The following is a 23,439-nucleotide window of genomic DNA, read 5'->3' as shown; positions in this document are numbered from 1 at the left end:
TTTTTTGTTTTAGCGATTAAATTTATGCAACTGTGGAATGATGGTTTCGAGCCATTTGATCCAACCGATTTCCAAATCAATCCCAAGCTGTAAAATCATTTTATGAATGTACAAAGTACGGTCTTCATCATGCGCATGTGCAAAGTCTTTTGCAAAAATAGACTGGTACACTTTTAGTTTTTCTTTGTGAATTTCAAGATGGCGCTCTAATTCGGGTAATACGCCATTTGTACCCAGCTGAGCTTCTGCACGTAAACGGACCATTAACTCTTCGCGTAATTGAGCCGGAGGGCTTTGTTCAACCATCCAATTGGCTAATTCAACACGTCCAAGCTGTTCAACTTGGTAAGTTTTTTTACGAGTTGTACTGTGCTCATCTTCAATGGTGCTGATCCAGCCTTTTTGCTGCATGCCACTGAGTTCACGGTAGATTTGCTGATGTGTTGCATTCCAAAAAAAGCCCATAGAGCGGTCAAAACGGCGTGCAAGGTCAATTCCTGTACTCGGTTTTTCAAGTAAGCTCGTGAGTAAAACATGGGCTAAAGACATATATGGCTCAGTCAAAATAGTTTTGTACTTTTTATTATGCAACATGTTGCATAAAAATCAAATCTCGCATATAAATTAGTGCAACAAGTTGCAAAAATCTTGTATGCGTAGATGGAAATAGAAAGCTCGTATACAAGCGAAGATAAAAATAGCCAGCTTTTCAGCACGCTAAGGAGAAAAAATGTCAAATTATCCAAATTTATTGGCACCACTAGATTTAGGTTTTACAACGCTAAAGAACCGTGTATTGATGGGTTCTATGCATATCGGCCTTGAAGAAGCACCGGGTGGCTATGAACGCATGGCTGCTTTTTATGCAGAACGTGCGAAAGGTGGTGTAGGTCTGATTGTAACCGGTGGTATTTCTCCCAATGATGATGGTGTGACATTTGCTGGTGGTTCAAAATTAGACTCTTTAGAAGAAGCAGAAAAACATAAAGTGATTACGCAGGCGGTACATGATGCTGGCGGTAAAATTGCGATGCAGATTTTGCATACAGGTCGCTACTCGTATCAAGCCAATAATGTTGCACCTTCATCTATTCAAGCACCAATTAACCCAGTAAAACCGCAAGCTTTAAGCACAGCAGACGTCGAACGCACGATCAATGATTTTGCTCGATGTGCTCAGTTAGCACAGACAGCGGGTTATGACGGTGTAGAAGTCATGGGGTCAGAAGGTTATTTAATTAATGAGTTTATTGCTGCACGTACCAACCACCGTGATGATGAATGGGGTGGCAGTTATGAAAACCGGATTCGTTTTCCAATTGAGATCGTGCGTCGTACGCGTGAATTAGTCGGTGAAAATTTTATTATTATTTACCGTCTTTCTATGCTGGATCTGGTCGAAGGTGGTTCGACTTTCGAAGAAGTTGTGCAACTTGCAAAAGCCATTGAAAAAGCCGGTGCAACTATTATCAATACCGGTATTGGCTGGCACGAAGCACGTATTCCGACCATTGCAACCAAAGTACCACGTGCTGCATTTACATGGGTGACCAAGAAATTAAAAGGTATTGTGAATGTTCCTTTAATCACCTCAAACCGTATCAATACTCCTGAAATGGCTGAGCACGTACTTGCTTCAGGGGATGCAGATATGGTGTCCATGGCACGTCCAATGCTAGCAGACCCACGTTTTGTGGAAAAAGCAGAACAAGGTCGTAGTGATGAAATTAATACCTGTATTGCTTGTAACCAGGCCTGCCTAGATCATATTTTCTCAATGAAAATTGCAACATGTTTGGTTAACCCTCAAGCTTGCTATGAAACTGAACTGATTTTTAAAGAATCTGCACAGGTGAAAAATATTGCTGTGATTGGTGCGGGACCTGCAGGTTTAAGCTTTGCAACTTATGCTGCAGAGCGTGGTCATAACATAACTATTTTTGAAGCATCGAGCCAAATTGGTGGACAGTTTAATATTGCGAAAACGATTCCTGGTAAAGAAGAGTTTTATGAAACGCTGCGTTATTTCAAACGTAAAATAGAACTATTGCCTCAGATTAAATTGGTATTGAACCATACGGCAACTTATGAAGAATTAGCTCAGTCTGATTTTGATGACATCGTGGTGGCGACGGGTGTAACACCGCGCCAGTTAGATATAGATGGTATTGATCATCCAAAAGTATTGAGTTATTTACAGGTTTTACGTGAACGTCAACCTGTGGGCAAACGTGTAGCGATCATTGGTGCAGGCGGTATTGGTTTCGATACAGCTGAATATTTAACGCATGAAGGTGAAAGCGGTAGCCTCAATCCTGAGAAATTTTATGATGAATGGGGTATTGATACCACTTATGCGCAAGTCGGTGGCTTGAAACATCCAGACGTCGAAGAATCGCCGCGTGAAGTGTATTTATTGCAACGTAAGGCTAAATCGGTTGGTGCTGGCTTAGGTAAAACCACGGGTTGGATTCACCGTACAGGTTTGAAACACCGCGATGTGAAAATGATTGCGGGTGCAAGCTACGACAAAATTGATGATCAAGGTTTGCATATTACCGTTGATGGTCAATCACGTATTTTAGATGTTGATCATGTGGTGATTTGTGCAGGTCAGGAATCCTATACCGCGATGTATGAACAGCTACAAGCAGATGGGAAAAATGTGCATTTGATTGGTGGTGCGAAAGAAGCAGGTGAGTTAGATGCTAAACGTGCCATTCGTCAAGGTGCAGATTTGGCTGCGGTGATTTAATTAGCCTCATACTAAACCACGACAACTTCATTCAATTTAATATGCAGTTGTCGTGCTTCCTCTCCATTTGGGAGAGGAGTTTGAGGAAAGGGAAATGATTCATCAAAAAAAAGACATAAACATGACTATTGAAATAACAAAAAAATCTGTTGCACGTTGGCACGAAATGCTTAACACACGGGATATGAATATTTTAAATGAACTCTTGGCAGAGGATGTGGTGTTTCGTTCACCTGTCGCGTTTAACCCATATCCAGGTAAGCCTGTAGTAACTTTTATTTTGACCAATGTGATTCAAATTTTTGAAAATTTTACTTACCACCGTGAGTTTTATAGTGAGGATGGCCTCAATGTTGTACTTGAGTTTTCTGCCAATGTTGGCGAGAAAAAGTTAAAAGGGATCGACATGATTCAGTTTAATGAACAAGGACAGATGATAGATTTTGAAGTCATGCTCCGTCCGAAAAGTGGCTTGGAAGCATTGGCGGCGAAAATGGGTGAGCGCATTATGCAATATCAGCCTTAAATCTGCTGATTTTAAATGCTCAACTCAGGATGATAAAAAGCATGATGGATATTGTCATGGTTTTTGCTTATGAGGCTTAAGCAAACAAATATTGCTAGCGAGATATGTTTTTGTAGATACATTTTTTTAATGGGCATTGTTAGTCAAAGTGAAAAGATTGAAATGATTTGCTGTGGTGCGAAGCGAGGTGAAGGTAAGGTCAATGAATAATGTGATTCATAAAGGGCGTCAGGCTCTTTTAAATTTTGTAGATCATGCAATCGGTGCAGAATTACCACAGCTTTATTATCATCCCGAAGGGCAAATGAAACATGTGCTGCCGAAGTTAAAGCAACTACATGAAAAATATCGCCCTACGCCTTGGCTGTCGAATACCCACGCACATTTACTATATTTTGATGTCATTAAAAAGCGTCAAGTGAAGCTTAAATATGATGCTATAGAGCAGCTGACCATGGCTGATGGAGGGGTAACAGCCATTGCATGGTTGGGTTTGGATTTACCTGCGGATGTGCCAACTGTGGTGCTCATGCATACGATTACGGGAACGCCTGAAAGTATGCGGGAAGTGGTTCGGGATCTTCACCTATATACTGGTTGGCGCATTGCACTGTGTTTAAGACGTGGTCATGCCAATTTACCTATGCCTGTTGCCAAAATAAATTTATTTGGTTCAACCGATGACTTACGTGAACAGATTGCCTTTATTCAGCAGAAATTTCCCGCATCGAGTTTGTATGGCGTCGGTTCATCTGCCGGAACGGGGCTATTGGTCCGCTATTTAGGCGAGCAAGGTGAGGAAACACCACTTAAAGCGGCTTTTGCTTTATGTCCGGGCTATGACACTGAGCTTGGCTTTAAAAATGTTCATCCTTTTTACAGTAAAATGATGACCAAGAAGCTCTTTCAGAAGTTTGTAGAACCCTATTCTGCAACATGGTCAGCAATACCCTCTTTAGTTGAAGTACTAAAAAGTAAAAATCTGGCACAGTTTGAACGTGCATATTTTCAAATGGCGGGTTTTGCTGATTATGAAAGTTATGCCAAATCTACCAACCCAATTTATGTATTTGAAAATCTTAAAATTCCATTGATGATTTTGAACGCAGAAGACGACCCTGTCTGCCACATTCAAAACTTTGAACCCTATAAAGAATTAATCCGCTCTTTGCCGAATGTTGTGGTGGTCACCACCAAGAAAGGCAGTCACTGTGGTTATTATGAAGGTTTAGTCGAAACCCATTCATGGGCAACCAAATTAATGGCAGATTTTTTAAAGTTATATGCGAACTAAAAAATAGCCTACTTTGGGTAGGCTATTTTAAGTATGTGTTACTCAGCTTGTGCGCAACATGCAGTAATTTGAGGTTTAAGCTTCATCTGTATCAATACTAAAATCAACGCTATAGCGCTCAGTGTAGCGCCTGCATAAGACACCGCAGCATAGCTTAGGTTAAGATTTAGCACTGCGGCACCTGCAACAGCACCCAAAGCATTTCCAAGATTAAATGCACCAATATTCACTGAAGAAGCGAGGCCTGGTGCATCGTGAGCGACTGTCATAACACGCATTTGTAAAGGTGGTACGACGGCAAAGGCTGCTGCTCCCCAGATGATTAATGCAATCGCTGCGCCAATGGTGGTGGTTGCTAAAATTGGAAATAACAGCATCATCAGCATCAGTAAGACTAAAAAGCCAATCAAGGTCTTATCTAGGGATTGATCGGCAAACTTACCACCGAAATGGTTACCAATTGAAAATCCGATCCCGATTAGGACCAACATGAAAGTGATAAGTTCAGGGCTTGCATGAGTAAAGACTTTTAAACTTGGTGCGATATAGGTATAGAGCGCGAACATAGCTCCAGCACTCATGACCGTGGTGAGTAGTGCTAAAACAACAGGCATGCGTGTTAATACTTTTAACTCTGCTCGTACATCAGGTTTTTCGGTCTGTTGCTGATGGGGTAGTGCTTTCCATAATGCCAACATGGTGATGATGCCCAATAAGGTAATAGCGGCAAAAGACATACGCCAACCGATATTTTGTCCTACCCACGTTGCGAGTGGTACACCGCCAATATTGGCAATGGTCAAGCCCATAAACATCATAGCAACGGCACTGGCTTGTTTATCTTTTGGAACAACACTTGCTGCGACGACAGAGCCTAAGCCAAAAAAGGCGCCGTGGTTCAAACTCGTCACTAAACGCGCAGCCATTAAACCTAAATAATCTGGCGCAACTGTGGCAAACAGATTGCCAAGGGTGAAAATTGTCATTAATAACATGAGTGATGTACGTTTTGAAAAACGTGCAAGCCATAAAGTCATAACGGGTGCGCCAATCATGACACCGATAGCATAGGCACTAATCAACAAACCGGCTTGCGGTATTGATACCGATAGATCTTCTGCAATTTCAGGTAAGAAGCCCATGGGTGAAAATTCAGTGGTACCAATAGCAAATGCACCAATTGCGAGAGCGAGCAGGGTAAAATTAATTTTCATGTTATAGATCCCAAACTGGAGCAAGTTCAGGTGGGTTCACTTCACGCGCATTTTTGTCCAGTGTTGCAATGGCCTGCATTTGTTCTGATGTTAAATGAATGTCTTGAGCTTTTAAGTTACTGGTTAAATGTTCACGTTGGGTTGACGATGGAATTATGGCATAACCCTTTTGCAGCGCCCAAGCGAGTGTCACTTGTGCAACTGAAGCTTGGTGTTGTGCTGCAATATCAGAAAGTATTGGGTCATTTAGCACTTTGCCATAAGCCAAGGTCATATAAGAGGTGACATCAATATTTTGCTGTTTTAAGTAAGTCGCAAGTCGTTCATTTTGAAGATAAGGACTCAGTTCAATTTGATTGGTTGCAATATTTTCCAGCCCGATGTGATCAATGGCTTGTTGAGTGAGCTCAATATTAAAATTAGATACACCAATATGCTCAGTCAAACCTTGTTTTTTTGCCTCAAGTAAATGTCCCATTAATTCTGGAATATTGACTCCAAGTGCAGGTGCGGGCCAATGAATAAGTGTGAGATTGACCGCATCAGTCCTCAATTTAATTAAGCTGTCTTTTAGACTGGGTATCAGTTTGTCGGCAGCATAATTTTCAGTCCAAATTTTCGTGGTTAAGAAAATATCAGCTCGATTGACCTGACTTTCATCGATTGCTTGGCCTACTTCTGCTTCATTACCGTAGATTTGTGCGGTGTCTACAGCACGATATCCAACTTCTAAGGCAGTTTTAACAGAATGAATGACCGTGTCACCTGTCAAACGGAAGGTGCCGACACCAAATTGAGGAACAATCATCAGGAATTCTCTTTTTTTGAGTTGAAGCTATTGTGCTGCTAATTTTATTGAAGAAAAATGCATGAGTTTGGAATATATTATTGATTAAAAATCACGAATTCGAATATGCAATGAAATCGACCATTGAGGAGCTGCAGGCTTTTACTGTTATTGTAGATAGTGGCTCTATTATCAAAGCAGCAGAAAGATTAGATCAAACAGCATCTGGTGTCAGCCGCGCATTACAGCGTCTGGAATCTAAATTAAATGTAACCTTGTTGGAACGAACTACCCGCAAAATTAAGCTCACGCAAGAGGGGCAATTGTTTTTAGCAAAAACACGGCGGATATTGAATGATTTGAGCGAAGCGGAAGATTCTCTGCTGAAATTAGATGCAGATACTTCGGGGTTAGTGCGAGTCGATTCTGCGATTTCGTTTATTCTGCATATGATCGTTCCCTTGATTCCAGAATTTAATGCGCGTTATCCGCATATACAGATTGAATTAGTAAATCATGATCAAGTGATTGACTTATTAGAGCATAAAGCGGATGTTGCAATTCGCTTTGGAAAATTAAACGACTCCAGTTTGCACGCAAAACTTATCTACAAGAGTCGACTGTGTTTGGTGGCGAGTCCTGAATACCTTCAGCAGCATGGACGTCCGCAAAATGCTGAAGAGCTAACCGCACATGCTTTACTTGGATTTAGTCAAATTACCCATATGAATACTTGGCCGATCCAAGTCGCAGGGAAACCTCTGACGATCCGCCCTAACATCAAGGCGTCAAATGGTGAAACGATACGTGAGCTTGCGATTCATGGGATGGGCATCGCTTGTCTATCGATTTTTATGTTAGAAAAAGATATTGCAGAAGGACGATTGGTACAACTTTTAGACCATCAAATTGAGCCACATGAACAGCTTATTCATGCTGTTTATTATCAACAAGAGCATTTGCCGAAACGTGTTCGTTTATTTATTGAATATTTAGCTGAAAAATTACAAGAATAGTTGTGAGAAAAACTGTGCATCGTTTTGTGCAGCTTTTTATTTACATAGAAACAATAAAAAACCCGACTTTTGTCGGGTTTTTTGATCATTTGTTTGATAAAACTTCGATCTTAGTTCTCTAAAGCAGGTGTTGCAGCAGCAATGGCAGCAGCCACGGCGTCATCTTCAGACTGAGCAGAACCTGAGTTTTGTTTAGGTTGAGCAGCTTGTGCAGGTTTTTCTGCAGCTTTAGGCGCTTCTGCTTTTGGAGCAGGAGTTTCTGCGGGAGGAGTAGGTTCACGACGAATTTCAGTTGTTGTATTCGGTGTTTCTTCACGAATCACTTCAACTTGCTGCTGAGTCGGTTCTTCAACAACTGGTTGTTCTTCAACTGGTTCTAATTGTGTAGGTACAGATGCTGTGGGTTCAGATGCTGCAACTTCAACCTGTTCCTGTTCTTCTTCTTTTGGTGCTTCTTTTTTTACACATGCTGTAAGAAGTAGACCTGTTGCGATTGCACCGCAGATTAAAAGTTTCTTATTCATAATTACACAAAACAAAAAAGTGTGGATTGGATAACTGCATTATAACAGCAAATAAGAATATAGAAATGATAAGAACTTACTCTAAATTTTTATGATAATTGCTGTTACAATAGCCAATTGTTAATTGTTCTATGAATTGATGCGGAATGACTTTGCTTTCTTGGTACAGAGTAAAGTAAAATCGCACAACATTGTAGGCCAATTTAGGCTCCATTGTACGAGAAACTTAATGACCCATTTTATTTTCGTTACTGGTGGTGTTGTATCATCACTAGGTAAAGGTATTTCAGCTGCATCAGTGGCTGCGCTTTTAGAAGCCCGTGGTTTAAAAGTAACCATGGTAAAAATGGATCCATACATTAATGTCGATCCAGGGACTATGAGTCCATTCCAACACGGTGAAGTTTTTGTCACAGAGGATGGTGCTGAAACTGACTTAGACTTGGGTTATTACGAACGTTTCTTGCGTCGTGCGAAAATGACCAAACTGAACAACTTTACTTCAGGACGAGTGTACCAAGATGTCTTGAATAAAGAACGTCGTGGTGACTACCTCGGTGGTACAGTTCAAGTTATTCCACATATTACTGACAATATTAAAGAACGTGTTCTTCGCGCAGGTGAAGGCTATGACGTTGCGATCGTTGAGATCGGCGGTACAGTAGGTGACATTGAATCTCTCCCATTCATGGAATCTGTACGTCAACTTATGGTCGAACTAGGTCATAAGCGCACAATGTTAATGCACTTAACTTTACTCCCATACATTAAGTCAGCTGCGGAATTAAAAACTAAACCAACTCAACACTCTGTAAAAGAGCTTTTGTCGATTGGTATTCAACCAGACATCCTGATCTGCCGTACAGAGCATGATGTTGATGCTGACACTACACGTAAAATTGCGTTATTTACGAACGTTGAAGCACGTGCAGTTGTGGTATGTAAAGATGCGCGTTCTATTTACCAAATTCCACGTACTTTCTATGAACAAAACGTTGATGATTTAATCTGTGAACGTTTTGGCTATAACGATCTTCCAGAAGCTGATCTTACAGACTGGGATAACGTTGTAGATGCATTACTGAACCCTGAATACACAGTTCGTGTAGCGATGGTTGGTAAATACGTTGAACTTCCAGATGCATACAAATCTGTAAACGAAGCGCTTTTACATGCGGGTATTCAAAACCGTGTGAAAGTTCAGATTGATTATGTCAATGCAGAAGAACTTGAAAGCCAAGATGTAAACGACGTATTAAAAGACGCGGATGCAATCTTAGTGCCGGGTGGCTTCGGTGAACGTGGTACAGAAGGCAAAATGAAAGCGATTCGTTTTGCACGTGAAAACGGTGTGCCATTCCTTGGCATCTGTTTAGGTATGCAGTTGGCTGTGATCGAATATGCGCGCAACGTTGCGGGTATTAGCGATGCAACTTCAACTGAATTTAACCGTTCTACAAAATCACCATTGATTGGTCTAATCACTGAATGGTTAGATGAGCGCGGCGAAGTTCAACAACGTAATGCAGATTCTGACTTAGGCGGCACAATGCGTCTGGGTGCTCAAAAATCTGAATTGGTTGCGGGAACAAAAACTGCACAAGTTTACGGTTCTGAAGAGATCGTTGAACGTCACCGTCACCGTTATGAAATGAACAACCGTTATATCCCAGTGCTTGAAGAAAAAGGCATGAAGATTTCAGGTTATTCTCCAGTACAGCGTCTTGTTGAAACTGTTGAAATTCCTGAACATCCTTGGTTTATTGCTGTACAATTCCATCCGGAATTTACAAGTTCACCACGTGATGGACACCCATTATTCGCAGGCTTTATTGATGCTGCTAAAAAGCAGTACCAAAAAGCGAAATAATGTGTTTTTGACTAAACCAGGAAGAGTTTAAATGTCACAATTAAAACCACAGGAAATTGTACGTTTAGGCGATATACAAATGGCAAATCATTTGCCATTTGTACTATTCGGCGGCATGAACGTACTTGAGTCAAAAGACCTTGCTTTTGAAATTGCTGAAACCTATGTGGATATCTGCAAACGCTTGGATATTCCATATGTGTTTAAAGCAAGTTTTGATAAAGCCAATCGTTCAAGCTTGAACTCTTTCCGTGGCCCAGGCCTGGAAAAAGGAATCGAGTGGTTAGCTGACATTAAAAAACACTTTAATGTGCCGATTATTACCGACGTACATGAACCATACCAAGCTGCGCCTGTTGCTGAAGTTGCGGATATTATCCAGCTTCCTGCATTTTTAAGCCGTCAAACTGACCTTGTTGAAGCGATGGCGAAAACTGATGCCATCATTAACATCAAAAAAGCACAGTTCCTCGCACCACACGAAATGCGTCATATTCTGCATAAGTGTTTGGAAGCAGGAAATGACAAACTGATTCTTTGTGAACGTGGTTCAGCATTTGGTTACAACAACTTAGTTGTGGACATGTTGGGCTTTGACATCATGAAAGAAATGAATGTGCCTGTGTTCTTTGATGTTACGCATGCGCTTCAAACGCCGGGTGGTCGTGCGGATTCTGCAGGTGGTCGTCGTGCGCAAATCACGACACTGGCACGTGCAGGTATGGCGACTGGTTTAGCAGGTTTGTTCTTAGAAGCTCATCCAGATCCAGAAAATGCCAAATGTGACGGTCCATGTGCGTTACGCATGTCACAGCTGGAACCTTTCTTGGCACAGTTAAAAGAGCTCGATACCTTAGTTAAAGGTTTCGCAAAGTTAGACACACACTAATTCGATACACATTGATGCGTCACTTTTGACGCATCATTTTTATTAATCAACTGAGGAATTGTTCATGAGCCAAATCGTTGACATTCGTGCACGTGAAATTTTGGACTCTCGTGGTAACCCTACCATCGAAGCAGACGTAATCTTAGCCTCTGGCGTTGTAGGCCGTGCATGTGCACCATCTGGTGCTTCAACTGGTTCTCGTGAAGCTTTAGAACTTCGTGACGGCGACAAAGCTCGTTACTTAGGTAAAGGCGTTAAAACTGCGGTTAACAACGTTAACACAGTAATTCGTGATGCATTGTTGGGTAAATCAGTATTCGAACAAAAAGACATTGATAACACAATGATCGCGCTTGACGGTACTGAAAACAAAGAAAAATTAGGTGCGAACGCAACTTTAGCGGTATCGCTAGCTGCTGCACGCGCTGCTGCTGACGAAAAGAAAATTCCACTTTTCCAATACATCGCAGACCTTCGTAATAACAGCATTTTGACTATGCCAGTTCCAATGATGAACATCCTAAATGGTGGTTCACATGCAGACAACAACGTAGACATTCAAGAATTTATGATTGAGCCAGTAGGCTTCACTTCATTCTCTGAAGCTTTACGCGCTGGTGCTGAAATTTTCCATTCTTTAAAATCAGTTTTAAAGAAACAAGGTCTAAATACTGCAGTTGGTGATGAAGGTGGTTTTGCACCGAACCTTCGTTCTAACGAAGAAGCAATTACAGTAATTCTTGAAGCAATTGAAAAAACTGGCTACAAAGCAGGTTCTGATATTATGCTTGCGCTTGACTGTGCATCTTCAGAATTCTACAAAGATGGTCAATACATCCTTGCAGGTGAAGGCAATAAAGCATTCACAAGCAACCAATTTGCTGACTACCTTGCTGGTTTTGCAAAACAATACCCAATCATCTCAATTGAAGATGGTTTGGACGAGTCTGATTGGGAAGGTTGGTCTTACCTCACTTCAATCCTTGGCGACAAAATCCAATTGGTTGGTGATGACCTATTCGTTACGAATCCTAAGATTCTTCAACGTGGTATCAACGAAAAAGTGGGTAACTCTATTCTGATCAAGTACAACCAAATCGGTACGTTGACTGAAACTCTAGATGCAATCTACCTTGCGAAAGCAAATGGCTACACTACAGTAATTTCACACCGTTCTGGTGAAACTGAAGATTCTACAATTGCGGATCTTGCAGTGGGTACAGCAGCGGGTCAAATCAAAACTGGTTCACTTTGCCGTTCTGACCGTGTAGCGAAATATAACCAATTACTTCGTATTGAAGAATTGACTAATGCTGCATATCGCGGTAAAGCTGAGTTCAAAGGTTTGAACTAAGCAGATCATGCTATCTATGTTAAATGTATTTGACTCCAAAGCGAGTAAAGCATTGTTGGGCCTTGCGATCTTTTTGATCGCAGGGTTTCAATATTTATACTGGTTCGGTGAAGGTGGTTATCATCAACATCAACAACTGAGTCAGAAAATACAACAACAAGTCGAACTCAATGACGAATTAAAAGAACGAAATCGCGTGCTTGCCGCTGAAGTATACGATTTAAAAAATGGCGTTGAAGCTATTGAAGAGCATGCTCGTCTTGATTTAGGTTTAATTAAACCGCATGAAACTTTCGTACAGATGAGTACGATCAGTACTCAGTACAAACCAATTTATATTGATCCAAACGCAAAAGTAGACCTACGTACCAATGAGTCAGAACCAGCCGAACTTCCACCCGAACCTTAAATTGTGGGCTATTATTCCTGCTGCTGGTTCAGGAAGTCGATTTTCTAAAACTGAACTAAAACAATATCAAAACATTGCGGGTCTAACTGTGCTTGAACACACAGTTGCACGTCTTAACCAATTACCTTTAACAGGCTATGTATTGGCTATAGGCGAGCAAGATAATGTTGCGCAGACCTTGGCACTCACTAATCAAGAGAAGGCTCATTTTTGTTTAGGCGGTGCAGAGCGTGTGCATTCTGTGCTCAATGCATTGCAATATCTATCTGCGATTGCCAATGATGATGATTGGGTGTTTGTTCATGATGCAGCACGACCATGTGTCTCACAGTTGAGTTTAGAAAATTTAGTTCAATCGGCAGTCGATTCAGAGCTAAGTGCGATTCTCGCCATTCCCGTACGCGATACCTTAAAACGAGTTGAAACGGCACCACAAATATCAACTACGGTAGATCGTTCAACTTTATGGCAAGCGCAGACACCACAAATTGCCAAATTGGGTGTGCTTAAAAATGCCATTGAACAAGCGCTTGCCGCTGGTGCGACCATCACAGATGAAGCAAGTGCCTTAGAATTTGTCGGTGAGCATGTCAATGTCGTGCAAGGTCGTTCGGACAATATTAAAATTACCTATCCTGATGACTTGGAATTGGCACGTTTAATTTTAGCGTCTCAAGTTAATAGATGATTATTTCAAGGAATATTTAAGGGGCAGTGATTTTTACTGTCGCTTTAATCTATAATTCCCGCATCCTTTTTAGATCTGTTTCGCAATGATCCCTTCTCAACAGTATCGTTTTTTACGTCAGTCATTACGCGATGGCCGCAGTATAAAACACGATTCTTCTCGATGGGCTAAACTTCATTTAGACCCGTGGTTACTTTGCTTCTTGGTGCTCAATGCAATATTGGGGCTGATGGTTGTCTATAGTGCGACCGCGGAAGATTCGGGAATGGTACTACGTCAAGCCACAAGTTTTGGTGTGGGCTTTATTGTGATGCTGATCTGCGCGCAAATTCCACCCAAAGTTTACCAATCTATGAGTCCGTACTTATATGCCATCGGTATATTTTTACTGTTGTTGGTTCTGGTTATTGGTGAAAAAAGGATGGGGGCGAAACGCTGGATTAGCTTACCGGGTATCGGCAGTATGCAGCCGAGTGAGTTTATGAAATTTGCCATGCCACTGATGATGGCGTGGTATTTTGCGCGAAAACCTTTTCCACCGAAATTTTTACAAATTGTCGGGGCATTAATTTTATTATTGATTCCATTTGCATTGGTCGCTTTACAGCCTGACTTGAATATCGGTTTGATTATTCCGGGTATTTTTGTTTTATTTTTAAGTGGTATGTCTTGGCGTTTAATTGCAGGTGCTTTAACAGCCTTTGCAATTGCAGCACCTGTACTTTGGATGTTTTTTTTACAGGAATATCAGAAAAAACGTGTACTGACCTTATTTGACCCTGAATCTGACGCGCTTGGTGCAGGTTGGAATATTATTCAGTCTAAAATTGCCATTGGTTCAGGCGGTTTAATGGGTAAGGGGTATACCGAAGGGACGCAGTCGCACTTGGGCTATCTGCCAGAGCATCATACTGACTTTATCATGTCGACCTATGCTGAAGAGTTTGGCTTTATTGGTGTATTTCTTTTATTTAGTTTATTTACAGCAATTATTGTTCGCTGTTTGATTATTGGACTAAATTGCTTCCATAATTTTGGACGACTCTATGCAGGAGCGATAGGATTAACTTTCTTCTTTTTTGTATTTTTAAACTCGGGTATGGTCAGTGGGATTTTACCGGTAACAGGTGATCCACTACCGTTGATGAGTTATGGTGGTACAGCCGTAATTGCGATGCTCGCAGGGATGGGGATTGTGATGTCGATTCATACGCATCGTTAAATTTTAAAGCTGGAATTAATCCAGCTTTTTTTATTTTAAATTTTGGCACTTAAGAAATGGAAGGTGATTTTGATAGATATTTTTCGTGATTCTGAATCGATGTTGGATGAGCTATATAACGAGTTAAATCATTCAGCATTTATTGGTGGCGTGCAGCGACTTGATTTGGTCTATGAATGTTGTGAATTATCCATGGAGCATGGTGAAGCCATTTTACAACTTTTAGAATCACGCCAAGATATATCTGCAATCGCATTATTTTGAATTCAATTTGAAGCTGTGGTGAGGGCATATTGGCTACTAATGGTCGCCTCTAATATAGAAATTCAGAAATTTGAAATTCAACGAGAAGAAGAGTTGCTTCAGAATGTGAAAATTCCTACCGCAGCTGAAATGATTACAAAGTTAGAAAATGTTGTAGAAATTAAGCATATTGTTGAAATGTTTAAAGAGTTTAAGTTCTATTCGTTAAAGCATTTGCATTCGATTGTGCATACTGGTCGAAACTCATTAATTCAGCGAAAAGCTGGGTTGGCGGATGCTCAGCGCATAATAATAGTAAAGCAAGTCAATGGATTTATTGTGATGGCAGCTCAAATTTTACTAAGACATGCAGCTAAAGAAAAATATATTCATCATATCCATGAAAAATTTAGAGACTGTTTTCAAATGCAAGACGATATTACAGCAGAAAAAAAAGCCGAAATTGATCGCAAATATAATAAAGCCCTCAAATGAGGGCTTTATTTAGATATTAATTAATGTAGGAACCATGTGTAGTAGCCCCATAACATCAGTGGCCAAGCGAGAAAGGGGCTAAAAAGCCATTTCCAGAACCAATGGTGTGGCGTAAAACCCACACCATGCACAAAACCACCTGAAATACCTATCATGATGAACATCAGCGCTCGATGGCTATATCCACCATTGTCATCCAGCATGGCAGCAGGATGTACAAGTAACACGGCTGCCAAAGGAAAAGCTAACAGGCAGGAAATGACCATTGCAAATTTATTTGGCTTCTTTTCTACAAGTGATTTTTCTACAGCAGCATCAGTCATTTGTTATTCCTCATCTAGATCTTGATGATGTTCGATGTAAAGCGCACTGAGTACACCCGCAAAACATGCCATCAAAATACCGAGAATCCAAGCAAAATACCACATCGTCTTTTCTCCTTAGACACAGCCTTAGTATAGGCTGTGTGAATTCTCTTCAATATGTTTGTTAGTGACCACACCCCACATCTTGTAGTAACACCAAGTTGTGTAGCACAGGATAATAGGGACAAAAATACACGCGGCAACTGTCATCACAGTCAGGGTATTTTTACTTGAAACCGCATCCCACATAGTCAAACTTACAGTTGGGTTGATGCTCGATGGCATAAGGAAAGGGAACAATGCAAAACCAGCGGTTAAGATTGCACCAATGACTGCCAAGCTTGAACCAAGGAAGCTAAAACCTGCTTTACCTTTACCTGCGGCAAGGATAATGATCAAAGCACCTAAAATTGCCATGATTGGCGCAATCATAGTAATAGGATAAATACTATAATTGTTCATCCAACCTGGGTTGGCATTGGTGATCACTTCTTTAGCTAACGGGTTTGCAACGCCATTCGTGTCAAACGGTTGAGCTAATGTGTAGCCTTGGATATTACCGAAGTATAACCATGCGCCTGCAAGTAAGAAGCAAACCAAGAATACGATACCCATAAGCTGAGTCGCTTTTGCAGATCGTGCACGTAGGTCGCCGTCTGTACGAAGCATGAGCCATGCACCACCATGAGCGCAAAGCATAGATAAACTCACAATACCGCAAACTAAAGCAAATGGGTTAAGCAGCGCAAAGAAGCTACCTGTATAAGTTGAGCGAACAGTTTCGTCCATAGTGAATGGAACACCAAGGAACATATTACCAAACGCAACACCAAATACGAGGGCAGGAACGGCACCACCAATTGCTAAACCCCAGTCCCAAGAATTACGCCACTTGGTATTTTCGAGTTTAGAACGGTAATCAAAACCGACTGGACGTAAGAAAAGGGCGAAGAGTACCAGTAACAGTGCCCAGTACATGCCTGAGAATGCAGTCGCATATACCATTGGCCATGCTGCAAACAGCGCACCACCGGCAGTAATAAACCAAACTTGGTTACCGTCCCAGTGTGGGGCAATTGTATTGATTGCCGCACGACGTTCTTCGTCTTTTTTACCTACGAATGGCATGATCGCCATTGAGCCCATATCGAAGCCATCGGTGAGGGCGAAGCCGATCAGTAGGACACCGACTAAAACCCACCAAATGATTTTGAGTAATTCATATTCGATCATGCTTGAGCCTCCTCATTTGCCTTTTTTGCAGCTTCAAGTTTCTCGAAGTGGTATTTACCAGTATGTAGAGAACTTGGGCCAAGGCGTGAGAATTTAATCATTAAGTACATTTCAATGATCAGCAGTACAGTGTAGAACGCTGCCAATGCAAGGATAGAACCCCATACATCACCTGTACTTAAGCTAGAAGCTGAAAGATGTGTAGGTAGAACTTCACCAATGGTCCATGGTTGACGACCAACTTCGGCAACATACCAACCTGTTTGTGCAGCAATCCAAGGTAATGGTAGAGCAAACAAAGCAAACTTTAATAACCAAGGTTTGTTTTCTGCATTACGTTTACCGACAGCAAAGGTAGCAAGTACGAACAGAAGGAGCATTAAGAAGCCAGAAGCAACCATTGCACGGAATGCCCAGAACAAGCTTGGAACATGTGGAATAGTGTCTTTTGCAGCAGCTTTGATTTGTTCGTCAGAAGCATCGACCACTTTGTCTGTGTATTTTTTCAGAAGCAGGCCATAACCTAAGTCTTTTTGAGACTCAGCAAACGCTGCTTTAAGTTCAGGAGAAGTGTCGCCTGCACGAAGTTGTTCTAACTGTGAGTAAGCCACCATACCGTTACGAATACGTGCTTCGTGTTGAACGATCAGGTCTTTAATACCTGTTACTTCTTTGTCAGTTGAACGTGTTGCGATAATCCCCATGACATAAGGAATTTTGATCGCGTAGTCAGTAGACATGGTTTCTTTATTTGGAATACCAAACAAAGTAAATGGCGCTGGAGCTGGGTGAGTGTCCCATTCAGCTTCAATTGCAGCAAGTTTAGTTTTTTGTACGTCACCAATTTCATAACCAGATTCATCACCCAGTAAGATCACCGAAAGTGTAGACGCTAAACCAAAGATAGCAGCGATAGCGAATGAACGACGAGCAAATGGCAAGTCACGCTTTTTCAATAAGTAGTAACTTGAAATTGCCAGTACGAAAATAGCACCAGTTACATAACCTGCAGATACGGTATGTACGAATTTAACCTGAGCCACAGGGTTGAAAATCAGTGCACCGAAGTCCACCATTTCCATACGCATGGTTTCATAGTTAAACGCGGAACCGACAGGGTTTTGCATCCAACCATTGGCCACTAAAATCCATAGTGCAGACATGTTCGAGCCAAGTGCAACTAACCAAGTGACAGCCAAATGCTGAACTTTAGATAGGCGATCCCAGCCGAAGAAGAATAAACCAATAAATGTTGATTCAAGGAAGAATGCCATCAGACCTTCAATAGCTAATGGTGCACCGAAAATATCACCGACATAGTGTGAGTAATACGCCCAGTTAGTACCGAACTGAAACTCCATGGTCAAACCAGTAGTAACACCTAATGCGAAGTTAATACCGAAGAGTTTTCCCCAGAATTTAGTCATGTCTTTATAAATTTCTTTGCCAGAAATCACATAGGTGGTTTCCATAATGGCAAGAATAAAAGCCAGACCTAAAGTCAGTGGAACAAAAATAAAGTGATACATCGCGGTCATTGCAAATTGGAACCGCGAAAGATCGACCACGCTTTCAGAAATCATCAACGTGTCTCCTTGATTTGGGAAGGACTGCCAGCAATATGCTCGGCAACTTGATTGTCAAAGTTTTTAGGGATAGTAGGGGCGTCAAACCAGATGTTCTTAATGATCATTAAAATAATCACTTTAATTATTAGTATTGCGGTTATTTCTCTGACCACACGACGATTTAAATCTTTGAATTTTAAGCTCATGGAGATAAGCCTATTCTTTAAACTTGTACTATATTATTAACAAATATATACAAAAAGCAAATAGGTTGAACAGTTAAAATAAAAATATATTATTAAGTAATTTAAATACAATTACTTATAGTACTTATTAGTTAAAAAATAAACTAATTTTTTTATTTTAAATACTTGACTAAAACACTTGTGTTTAATTATCTTAAATCCGACTAAAACGCTTATATTTATATTTTAAATTCTGACTAATTTACTATATTTACTAAAAGTTACATTATTAATAATGAGAATACTTATTGAGTGAATAAGATTTTTATTTGTTATGTTTAAGTTTTGCTAAAAAAAATGGGCTATTGATGTAGTGCTGTTAAACGATCTCTATATGGTTAATGTTAAAGAGGCTGGACTAAGTTTTTTAAATACTTTTTAAATATTTGATACATGATGAACTTAGCTTATTTTAGTCCTGAAACATTTCTTTTGAGTAAAAAAAGACATACCGGAGTATGTCTTTTGGGGGAGATATTGCAGCTTAGAAGTCGTAACGTAGACCAAGAGAAAGTGCAGTTGCATTTTCATCACCGATCCCTGAGATACCGTTACCGAAGCTACGACCTTCTTTCCAAGGGTTGAGTTTAGAGTTTTTGTCGTTAAGCACAGTTGCTAGGTTGCCGTATACGCGTAAAGTGCTATCCAACTTATGTTCTACACCCACACCGATCAAGCTTGCATTAGCATCATCAGCATCTACGTCACGGTAGAAATATTCACCGCGTACTGAGGTTTTAGGCGTTACTTTATATTCGCCAGCTACACCAAAAACTTGAGCATCTGGGTTGGATGTATCGTTGTCGTGCTTGGCAATTTGGTATAGAGCACCCAAGTTAAATTCTTCAGTTAACTTATATGCACCGGCAATACGGAATGCATCTCGACTTGCGCCACCTGCTGCGTTTTCATCATATTTTTCGTATGCTGCTGCAAAATCAATTGGGCCTTCTTTATAGGTTAGAGCAAGGTCATAGGCTTTGTTATCATCTTTGCCTTCGCCATCTGCTTCACGGTCAATTTGTGTACCTGAATGCATCGACATTGCAGCTAATACATTGAAACCACCGCCAAATTTTGGAGATTTATATTCAATGGTGTTTTCATTACGTTCATCAAATTTTAAGTTGCCTACACGTGTTACGTTACGAACGTCACCAACCATGTCACCGAAGAAGTTCACAGGGCTACGTGCGACTTTAAATGGGCTGTCAAAACGACCTACACGTGCTTGACCATAAGTTGAACTTTTTAAACCCACGAATGTGTCACGTGTTGAAAAATCTACACCTTTGCTGTCTTGGCTACCGCTTGCAAAGTTTACTTCTTGCTCAATTTGAGCGAATACGTTGAGGTCATCATTAATTTTTTGATCTACTTTGAAGCCTAAGCGTGAAGCGTTAGAAGAAAGACCAACTTCGTTGTAATCTTTACCATCATCTAGATAGTCAAGAGAGACATGTGCACGGCCATAAATTTTTACATCTGCAGCAGACGCCATCATTGGTGTAAGAATTGTTGCCCCGATTGCTAATGCACATAGAGTTTTTTTCATTTGAAGCTCCAGAAGACTTTTCCAGTCATATCAATATGTTTTATCAGTAGCTTGGCTAGAAGTAATTTCGCTATCTAATGGCGCTAAGTATTCATTACAAATAAGACAGTTCTATTAAGGAAATATTTCAAAACGGTGAAAGGTGATTTTTGGTTTAAATTGCTTTTATATTTATAAAAATGAATATTTATTAAGTGTTTATAGTTGAATTGAACATTAAGTTGTTTAAAGCTAAAAATAGTTAGCGTAATAGTGTAGATATAAAAAATGGAGCCTAAGCTCCATTTATCATCACTTTAAACTCAATTGAACTTAAAGTGCTGCTTTGATTTTTTCGCCAATGGCTTTAATTTTTTCCATATCGCCCATTTGTGCGGCATGTTTACCTAATTCATGCACTGAAGTCGGAATTAGGTGGAAATGCACGTGCGGAACAGTTTGACCCGCAGCAGCGCCAGACAACTGCATCAATACGATACCTTTCACGTCTAAAGCTTTTTCCATTGCTTTCGCAACTTTTTGAGCAACCTGAATGGTATAAGCAGCCGCTTCTGGATCTAAATCAAGCAGCGTAATAGCAGGGGTTTTAGGAATTACGAGCGTATGACCTTCGGCCTGTGGCATGACATCCATAAAAGCGAGTACTTGATCATCTTCATAGACTTTAAACGCAGGAAGTTCTCCGCGTAAAATCCGAGCAAAAATATTTTGATCATCATAAGTCATTGCTAAATTCCTTGAGCGAATTGAATCGTAATTATTTACAGTTCAATTCTTTCTGACGATCTTTGATCGCGTCAAGTCGTTGTTGCTCTTTTTCTGAAAATTTAGGCTTAGTTGTGTAGCAATTGTCATTGCCGAACTTCGCTTTAGCATCAGGATCTTTAAAGCAAAAACCTTTCGATGCATAAATCACGTCATGGTCATTTTTCAACTTTTGGCATTCTTGCTCAGATGCTAAAACAGCAGTAGAAGCCCCAATTAAAGTTACAGCACCTAGCAAAGTTGCGAGGGTAAATTTGTTCATGCGAGTTTCCTCTGTCATTTGTAACAATGTGTGTTATGACACTAGAGTACAATATGATGGTTATTTATCGTTATTCAATGGCGAGTTATTACTCAATTGTAATTTTACTCCATTTTTCATACATAATCATAGCGCTTGAAAAATCACTGTTTTCTTCAGCTTGATCGCTTGCTGCTTGGATTAAATTTTGCGTCAAAGAGAGCACAGGTGCTGAAAGTTTTGCTTGGCGCACAAGATCAACAGCAATTCCCGTATCTTTTGCAAGTAATGGAAGTGCAAAGGTTAATGGGAAGCTACGATTCAGTACGCGCTGCGGTAAAACTGTTTCAGTCACATTACTTTTACCGCTCGACGCATTAATACAATCGAGTGCTTCATGTAAGTCCACGCCATGCGCTTTTAAGGTGGTGAATCCTTCAGCAACTGCACAAAGATTTACAGCCATTAACATGTTGTTTACAGCTTTAACGGCAAAACCCGCACCCGGTTCACCCACATGTTTAATCAGTTTGCCAAATGTTTGGATTGCAGGTAATGCACGTTCAAAGGCTGCTTTGTCACCACCAATCATGACGGTTAATGTTCCCGTTTCAGCGCCAATGGTTTGTCCACTCACAGGGGCATCTAAGAATGCAACATTTTGCTGCTTTAAGGCAGCAGCGAGTTTTTTTGCAGATTCTGGCACACCGCTGGTACAGTCGACCCAAATCGAGCCTGATTTCAGCGTCACACTCGCAATTAAATTTTCAACATCTTGGCTAATGGGTAGGCATGAAAAAATAATGTCCGCTTGTATTGCTTGCTCTAATGCAACCGCTTGCGTACCAAATTCAGCAGCATGTTGCTCTGCCTTGGTAAAGTTTCGATTCCAGACATAAACCGTGTCGAACTTTTTTGGTAGGTGCGCTGCCATACGGTAACCCATTGCGCCCAATCCGATAAATGCAACTGACTGAATCATCTTTACCCTCTAAATTTTTATTTCAATAAACTGGATCTTTGTGTAAGCCACTGGGTCAAAGTTGGCCAAAATTGATTGGCACTTTTTTGACTCGACATTAGGCCGAGGTGACCACCGGGAATGAGAGTAAACGTGACATCTTGACTACTTGTCAATTCGCCTAAAGGACTTGCTGCATCAGCAGTAACGATTTGATCGGTAGAACCCGCGCCAATCAACAAAGAGCAGTGGATATTTTTTAATTTAATAACTTTATCTTTCAATTGAATAATGCCGTTTTTAAGTGGATTTTGTAGCCAAACATTGAACACCATGTCTTGGTTAATCCCACCCGGATAGTCAATCATGTGATTGAGAAAATCGCCCATGGTTGCATGTTCATACAGGTCATGTAGATTGTCTAAGTTAGATAAAAATTGTTTTTGGCTTTTGAACCAACCCATTGGATCAACGATTTTAAATCCAATCGCATTGAGTACGCCCGGTGTATGGATAAAATGTTTAGGAATTTTCCCAGTGTAGACCGTATCTTGTAAATTCTTACTACGTGAAAGCAAGCGATTGGTTTTTTGAAATAGCTTTCCGATACGACCTGAGGCATAGCTATCAATCGGCGCGCCCATCACCATTAGATTTTTAACATGTTCAGGTTGATGTAATGCTGTATACAGCGTGACAAAGACTCCAGCCATACTCCAACCGTGTAGCGAGATGTATCGACTATCTGCATGCTCACAAATTTGATCAATACAATGTGGAATCACATCATCAATAAACGATAGAAAATTTAAGAAACGATCTTGATAGTTTAATTTTCCCCATTCCAGCAAATAGACATCAAAGCCACTGTGTTGAAAATGTTTCACCAATGAGCGATATGGATACAAATCATAAATCGCCATATTGATGGCCAGTGGAGCAACAAACACTAAGGGTTCTTTGTATTTACGATCAGGCGAAGCGTAATACCGAACTTTTGCATGTTTATATTCAGTAATTACTTCATAGGGTGTCGATTGAGAAAGGACCAGCGATTTTGCATTAAACACACGTTTAGACAGGTGTTTAATTTTCTTTTGCTGCGCCAGAAATTTCTGTTTGAAAGGGTGCATAACTGTCAATTGCCTAAGTCCTTGTAGGATTGGTCGAAGTCTAAGCGATAATTTCGTATTTTACCTTGACCTTAAATAGCTTAGACG

General features: G+C 40.6%; 26 protein-coding genes. 12 read left to right on the top strand and 14 right to left on the bottom strand.

The genetic code is table 11. The annotated features are described in order from the left end of the window. Nucleotides 1-9: 9 nt before the first annotated feature. A complete protein-coding gene (locus FTU13_RS11590; protein WP_180022122.1) occupies nucleotides 10-549 on the bottom strand; it encodes a PadR family transcriptional regulator in 540 nt (179 codons plus the stop codon). A 181-nt stretch (nucleotides 550-730) separates the two neighbouring features. On the opposite strand from FTU13_RS11590, the gene FTU13_RS11585 reads away from it, so the two are divergent. From FTU13_RS11585 to FTU13_RS11575, 3 genes are all read left to right on the top strand, one after another. Next, the gene (locus FTU13_RS11585) at nucleotides 731-2,755 is read left to right on the top strand and encodes an NADPH-dependent 2,4-dienoyl-CoA reductase (protein WP_180127077.1); all 2,025 of its coding nucleotides are present in this window, start codon (nucleotides 731-733) and stop codon (nucleotides 2,753-2,755) included. A 121-nt stretch (nucleotides 2,756-2,876) separates the two neighbouring features. Continuing rightward, the gene (locus tag FTU13_RS11580; protein ID WP_180127075.1) at nucleotides 2,877-3,281 is read left to right on the top strand and encodes a nuclear transport factor 2 family protein; all 405 of its coding nucleotides are present in this window, start codon (nucleotides 2,877-2,879) and stop codon (nucleotides 3,279-3,281) included. Nucleotides 3,282-3,483: 202 nt separating this feature from the next. Beyond that, the gene (locus FTU13_RS11575; RefSeq protein WP_180127073.1) at nucleotides 3,484-4,575 is read left to right on the top strand and encodes a YheT family hydrolase; all 1,092 of its coding nucleotides are present in this window, start codon (nucleotides 3,484-3,486) and stop codon (nucleotides 4,573-4,575) included. 38 nt (nucleotides 4,576-4,613) lie between these two features. Here FTU13_RS11575 and FTU13_RS11570 read toward each other — a convergent pair whose 3' ends face one another. Both FTU13_RS11570 and dkgB read right to left on the bottom strand, forming a co-directional pair. Next, nucleotides 4,614-5,789, bottom strand: coding sequence for an MFS transporter (locus FTU13_RS11570; RefSeq protein WP_180127071.1), 1,176 nt, complete (start codon nucleotides 5,787-5,789; stop codon nucleotides 4,614-4,616). Nucleotide 5,790: 1 nt separating this feature from the next. Further along, a complete protein-coding gene (gene dkgB, locus FTU13_RS11565; protein WP_180127293.1) occupies nucleotides 5,791-6,600 on the bottom strand; it encodes a 2,5-didehydrogluconate reductase DkgB in 810 nt (269 codons plus the stop codon). Nucleotides 6,601-6,707: 107 nt separating this feature from the next. Here dkgB and FTU13_RS11560 point away from each other — a divergent pair, with 107 nt between their 5' ends. Continuing rightward, entirely contained in the window at nucleotides 6,708-7,592 is an 885-nt protein-coding gene (locus FTU13_RS11560; protein WP_180127292.1) for a LysR family transcriptional regulator, read from the top strand. 110 nt (nucleotides 7,593-7,702) lie between these two features. On the opposite strand, the gene FTU13_RS11555 is transcribed toward FTU13_RS11560, so the two are convergent. Then, the gene (locus FTU13_RS11555; protein WP_078193919.1) at nucleotides 7,703-8,116 is read right to left on the bottom strand and encodes an internalin; all 414 of its coding nucleotides are present in this window, start codon (nucleotides 8,114-8,116) and stop codon (nucleotides 7,703-7,705) included. A gap of 229 nt (nucleotides 8,117-8,345) precedes the next feature. Here FTU13_RS11555 and FTU13_RS11550 point away from each other — a divergent pair, with 229 nt between their 5' ends. The 8 genes from FTU13_RS11550 (at nucleotide 8,346) to FTU13_RS11520 (ending at nucleotide 15,286) form a co-directional block, all read left to right on the top strand. Next, the gene (locus FTU13_RS11550; protein ID WP_078188523.1) at nucleotides 8,346-9,986 is read left to right on the top strand and encodes a CTP synthase; all 1,641 of its coding nucleotides are present in this window, start codon (nucleotides 8,346-8,348) and stop codon (nucleotides 9,984-9,986) included. A gap of 31 nt (nucleotides 9,987-10,017) precedes the next feature. After that, nucleotides 10,018-10,875: a 3-deoxy-8-phosphooctulonate synthase gene (gene kdsA / locus FTU13_RS11545; protein WP_078188522.1), complete on the top strand. Its 858-nt coding sequence runs from the start codon at nucleotides 10,018-10,020 to the stop codon at nucleotides 10,873-10,875. 64 nt (nucleotides 10,876-10,939) lie between these two features. Continuing rightward, nucleotides 10,940-12,229: a phosphopyruvate hydratase gene (gene eno, locus FTU13_RS11540; RefSeq protein ID WP_078188521.1), complete on the top strand. Its 1,290-nt coding sequence runs from the start codon at nucleotides 10,940-10,942 to the stop codon at nucleotides 12,227-12,229. A 16-nt stretch (nucleotides 12,230-12,245) separates the two neighbouring features. After that, a complete protein-coding gene (locus tag FTU13_RS11535) occupies nucleotides 12,246-12,638 on the top strand; it encodes a septum formation initiator family protein (protein ID WP_078188520.1) in 393 nt (130 codons plus the stop codon). Further along, entirely contained in the window at nucleotides 12,601-13,326 is a 726-nt protein-coding gene (gene ispD / locus FTU13_RS11530; RefSeq protein WP_180127069.1) for a 2-C-methyl-D-erythritol 4-phosphate cytidylyltransferase, read from the top strand. The genes FTU13_RS11535 and ispD overlap by 38 nt, the downstream gene beginning before the upstream one ends. Nucleotides 13,327-13,411: 85 nt before the next feature. Then, on the top strand, nucleotides 13,412-14,548 hold the full coding sequence (gene rodA, locus FTU13_RS11525; protein ID WP_078193916.1) for a rod shape-determining protein RodA: 1,137 nt from the start codon (nucleotides 13,412-13,414) through the stop codon (nucleotides 14,546-14,548). Between the two features lie 69 nt (nucleotides 14,549-14,617). Continuing rightward, nucleotides 14,618-14,812, top strand: a complete 195-nt coding sequence (locus tag FTU13_RS17490) for a hypothetical protein (RefSeq protein WP_257226726.1) — start codon at nucleotides 14,618-14,620, stop codon at nucleotides 14,810-14,812. Between the two features lie 15 nt (nucleotides 14,813-14,827). After that, nucleotides 14,828-15,286: a hypothetical protein gene (locus FTU13_RS11520; RefSeq protein WP_373423868.1), complete on the top strand. Its 459-nt coding sequence runs from the start codon at nucleotides 14,828-14,830 to the stop codon at nucleotides 15,284-15,286. A gap of 20 nt (nucleotides 15,287-15,306) precedes the next feature. On the opposite strand, the gene FTU13_RS11515 is transcribed toward FTU13_RS11520, so the two are convergent. The 10 genes from FTU13_RS11515 to FTU13_RS11470 form a co-directional block, all read right to left on the bottom strand. Then, on the bottom strand, nucleotides 15,307-15,609 hold the full coding sequence (locus tag FTU13_RS11515) for a cyd operon YbgE family protein (RefSeq protein WP_078188516.1): 303 nt from the start codon (nucleotides 15,607-15,609) through the stop codon (nucleotides 15,307-15,309). Nucleotides 15,610-15,612: 3 nt separating this feature from the next. Next, a complete protein-coding gene (gene cydX, locus FTU13_RS11510) occupies nucleotides 15,613-15,714 on the bottom strand; it encodes a cytochrome bd-I oxidase subunit CydX (RefSeq protein ID WP_002120988.1) in 102 nt (33 codons plus the stop codon). A 24-nt stretch (nucleotides 15,715-15,738) separates the two neighbouring features. After that, nucleotides 15,739-16,884 (bottom strand): cytochrome d ubiquinol oxidase subunit II, encoded by a 1,146-nt coding sequence (gene cydB / locus FTU13_RS11505; protein ID WP_078193913.1) that lies wholly within the window; start codon nucleotides 16,882-16,884, stop codon nucleotides 15,739-15,741. Then, on the bottom strand, nucleotides 16,881-18,467 hold the full coding sequence (locus FTU13_RS11500; protein ID WP_078188514.1) for a cytochrome ubiquinol oxidase subunit I: 1,587 nt from the start codon (nucleotides 18,465-18,467) through the stop codon (nucleotides 16,881-16,883). The genes cydB and FTU13_RS11500 overlap by 4 nt, the downstream gene beginning before the upstream one ends. Further along, nucleotides 18,467-18,658: a cytochrome oxidase putative small subunit CydP gene (gene cydP, locus FTU13_RS11495; protein ID WP_078188513.1), complete on the bottom strand. Its 192-nt coding sequence runs from the start codon at nucleotides 18,656-18,658 to the stop codon at nucleotides 18,467-18,469. Before cydP ends, FTU13_RS11500 begins: the two co-directional genes overlap by 1 nt. Before the next feature lie 523 nt (nucleotides 18,659-19,181). Then, on the bottom strand, nucleotides 19,182-20,252 hold the full coding sequence (locus tag FTU13_RS11490) for a porin (RefSeq protein WP_180127067.1): 1,071 nt from the start codon (nucleotides 20,250-20,252) through the stop codon (nucleotides 19,182-19,184). A 312-nt stretch (nucleotides 20,253-20,564) separates the two neighbouring features. After that, nucleotides 20,565-20,978, bottom strand: a complete 414-nt coding sequence (locus tag FTU13_RS11485; protein ID WP_078188511.1) for an HIT family protein — start codon at nucleotides 20,976-20,978, stop codon at nucleotides 20,565-20,567. A 31-nt stretch (nucleotides 20,979-21,009) separates the two neighbouring features. Beyond that, complete coding sequence (locus tag FTU13_RS11480) at nucleotides 21,010-21,279, bottom strand: YARHG domain-containing protein (protein ID WP_078188510.1); 270 nt, start codon at nucleotides 21,277-21,279, stop codon at nucleotides 21,010-21,012. Between the two features lie 88 nt (nucleotides 21,280-21,367). Beyond that, a complete protein-coding gene (locus FTU13_RS11475; protein ID WP_180127065.1) occupies nucleotides 21,368-22,240 on the bottom strand; it encodes an NAD(P)-dependent oxidoreductase in 873 nt (290 codons plus the stop codon). 17 nt (nucleotides 22,241-22,257) lie between these two features. After that, nucleotides 22,258-23,352 carry an alpha/beta fold hydrolase gene (locus tag FTU13_RS11470; RefSeq protein WP_180127063.1) on the bottom strand — a complete coding sequence of 365 codons (1,095 nt, stop codon included), beginning with the start codon at nucleotides 23,350-23,352 and terminating at the stop codon, nucleotides 22,258-22,260. Nucleotides 23,353-23,439 lie beyond the last annotated feature (87 nt).

Origin of the sequence: Acinetobacter sp. YH12064 (assembly GCF_013419735.1) — a bacterium.
GTDB classification, from domain to species: Bacteria; Pseudomonadota; Gammaproteobacteria; order Pseudomonadales; family Moraxellaceae; genus Acinetobacter; species Acinetobacter amyesii.
Note: the sequence above shows the minus strand (reverse complement) of the source record. Positions and strands in the feature narration are given on the sequence as shown.

What these genes read in the sequence shown, in the direction of transcription:
- ispD (WP_180127069.1), top strand. Translation starts at nt 12,601, where the DNA reads ATGAGTCAGAACCAGCCGAACTTCCACCCGAACCTTAAATTGTGGGCT.
- FTU13_RS11590 (WP_180022122.1), bottom strand. Translation starts at nt 549, where the DNA reads ATGTCTTTAGCCCATGTTTTACTCACGAGCTTACTTGAAAAACCGAGT.
- FTU13_RS11570 (WP_180127071.1), bottom strand. Translation starts at nt 5,789, where the DNA reads ATGAAAATTAATTTTACCCTGCTCGCTCTCGCAATTGGTGCATTTGCT.
- cydX (WP_002120988.1), bottom strand. Translation starts at nt 15,714, where the DNA reads ATGTGGTATTTTGCTTGGATTCTCGGTATTTTGATGGCATGTTTTGCG.
- FTU13_RS11555 (WP_078193919.1), bottom strand. Translation starts at nt 8,116, where the DNA reads ATGAATAAGAAACTTTTAATCTGCGGTGCAATCGCAACAGGTCTACTT.
- cydP (WP_078188513.1), bottom strand. Translation starts at nt 18,658, where the DNA reads ATGAGCTTAAAATTCAAAGATTTAAATCGTCGTGTGGTCAGAGAAATA.
- FTU13_RS11585 (WP_180127077.1), top strand. Translation starts at nt 731, where the DNA reads ATGTCAAATTATCCAAATTTATTGGCACCACTAGATTTAGGTTTTACA.
- eno (WP_078188521.1), top strand. Translation starts at nt 10,940, where the DNA reads ATGAGCCAAATCGTTGACATTCGTGCACGTGAAATTTTGGACTCTCGT.
- cydB (WP_078193913.1), bottom strand. Translation starts at nt 16,884, where the DNA reads ATGATCGAATATGAATTACTCAAAATCATTTGGTGGGTTTTAGTCGGT.
- FTU13_RS11480 (WP_078188510.1), bottom strand. Translation starts at nt 21,279, where the DNA reads ATGAACAAATTTACCCTCGCAACTTTGCTAGGTGCTGTAACTTTAATT.
- rodA (WP_078193916.1), top strand. Translation starts at nt 13,412, where the DNA reads ATGATCCCTTCTCAACAGTATCGTTTTTTACGTCAGTCATTACGCGAT.
- FTU13_RS11515 (WP_078188516.1), bottom strand. Translation starts at nt 15,609, where the DNA reads ATGACTGATGCTGCTGTAGAAAAATCACTTGTAGAAAAGAAGCCAAAT.
- FTU13_RS11550 (WP_078188523.1), top strand. Translation starts at nt 8,346, where the DNA reads ATGACCCATTTTATTTTCGTTACTGGTGGTGTTGTATCATCACTAGGT.
- FTU13_RS11535 (WP_078188520.1), top strand. Translation starts at nt 12,246, where the DNA reads ATGTTAAATGTATTTGACTCCAAAGCGAGTAAAGCATTGTTGGGCCTT.
- FTU13_RS11575 (WP_180127073.1), top strand. Translation starts at nt 3,484, where the DNA reads ATGAATAATGTGATTCATAAAGGGCGTCAGGCTCTTTTAAATTTTGTA.
- FTU13_RS11475 (WP_180127065.1), bottom strand. Translation starts at nt 22,240, where the DNA reads ATGATTCAGTCAGTTGCATTTATCGGATTGGGCGCAATGGGTTACCGT.
- FTU13_RS11580 (WP_180127075.1), top strand. Translation starts at nt 2,877, where the DNA reads ATGACTATTGAAATAACAAAAAAATCTGTTGCACGTTGGCACGAAATG.
- kdsA (WP_078188522.1), top strand. Translation starts at nt 10,018, where the DNA reads ATGTCACAATTAAAACCACAGGAAATTGTACGTTTAGGCGATATACAA.
- FTU13_RS11485 (WP_078188511.1), bottom strand. Translation starts at nt 20,978, where the DNA reads ATGACTTATGATGATCAAAATATTTTTGCTCGGATTTTACGCGGAGAA.
- FTU13_RS11500 (WP_078188514.1), bottom strand. Translation starts at nt 18,467, where the DNA reads ATGATTTCTGAAAGCGTGGTCGATCTTTCGCGGTTCCAATTTGCAATG.
- FTU13_RS11490 (WP_180127067.1), bottom strand. Translation starts at nt 20,252, where the DNA reads ATGAAAAAAACTCTATGTGCATTAGCAATCGGGGCAACAATTCTTACA.
- FTU13_RS11560 (WP_180127292.1), top strand. Translation starts at nt 6,708, where the DNA reads ATGAAATCGACCATTGAGGAGCTGCAGGCTTTTACTGTTATTGTAGAT.
- FTU13_RS11470 (WP_180127063.1), bottom strand. Translation starts at nt 23,352, where the DNA reads ATGCACCCTTTCAAACAGAAATTTCTGGCGCAGCAAAAGAAAATTAAA.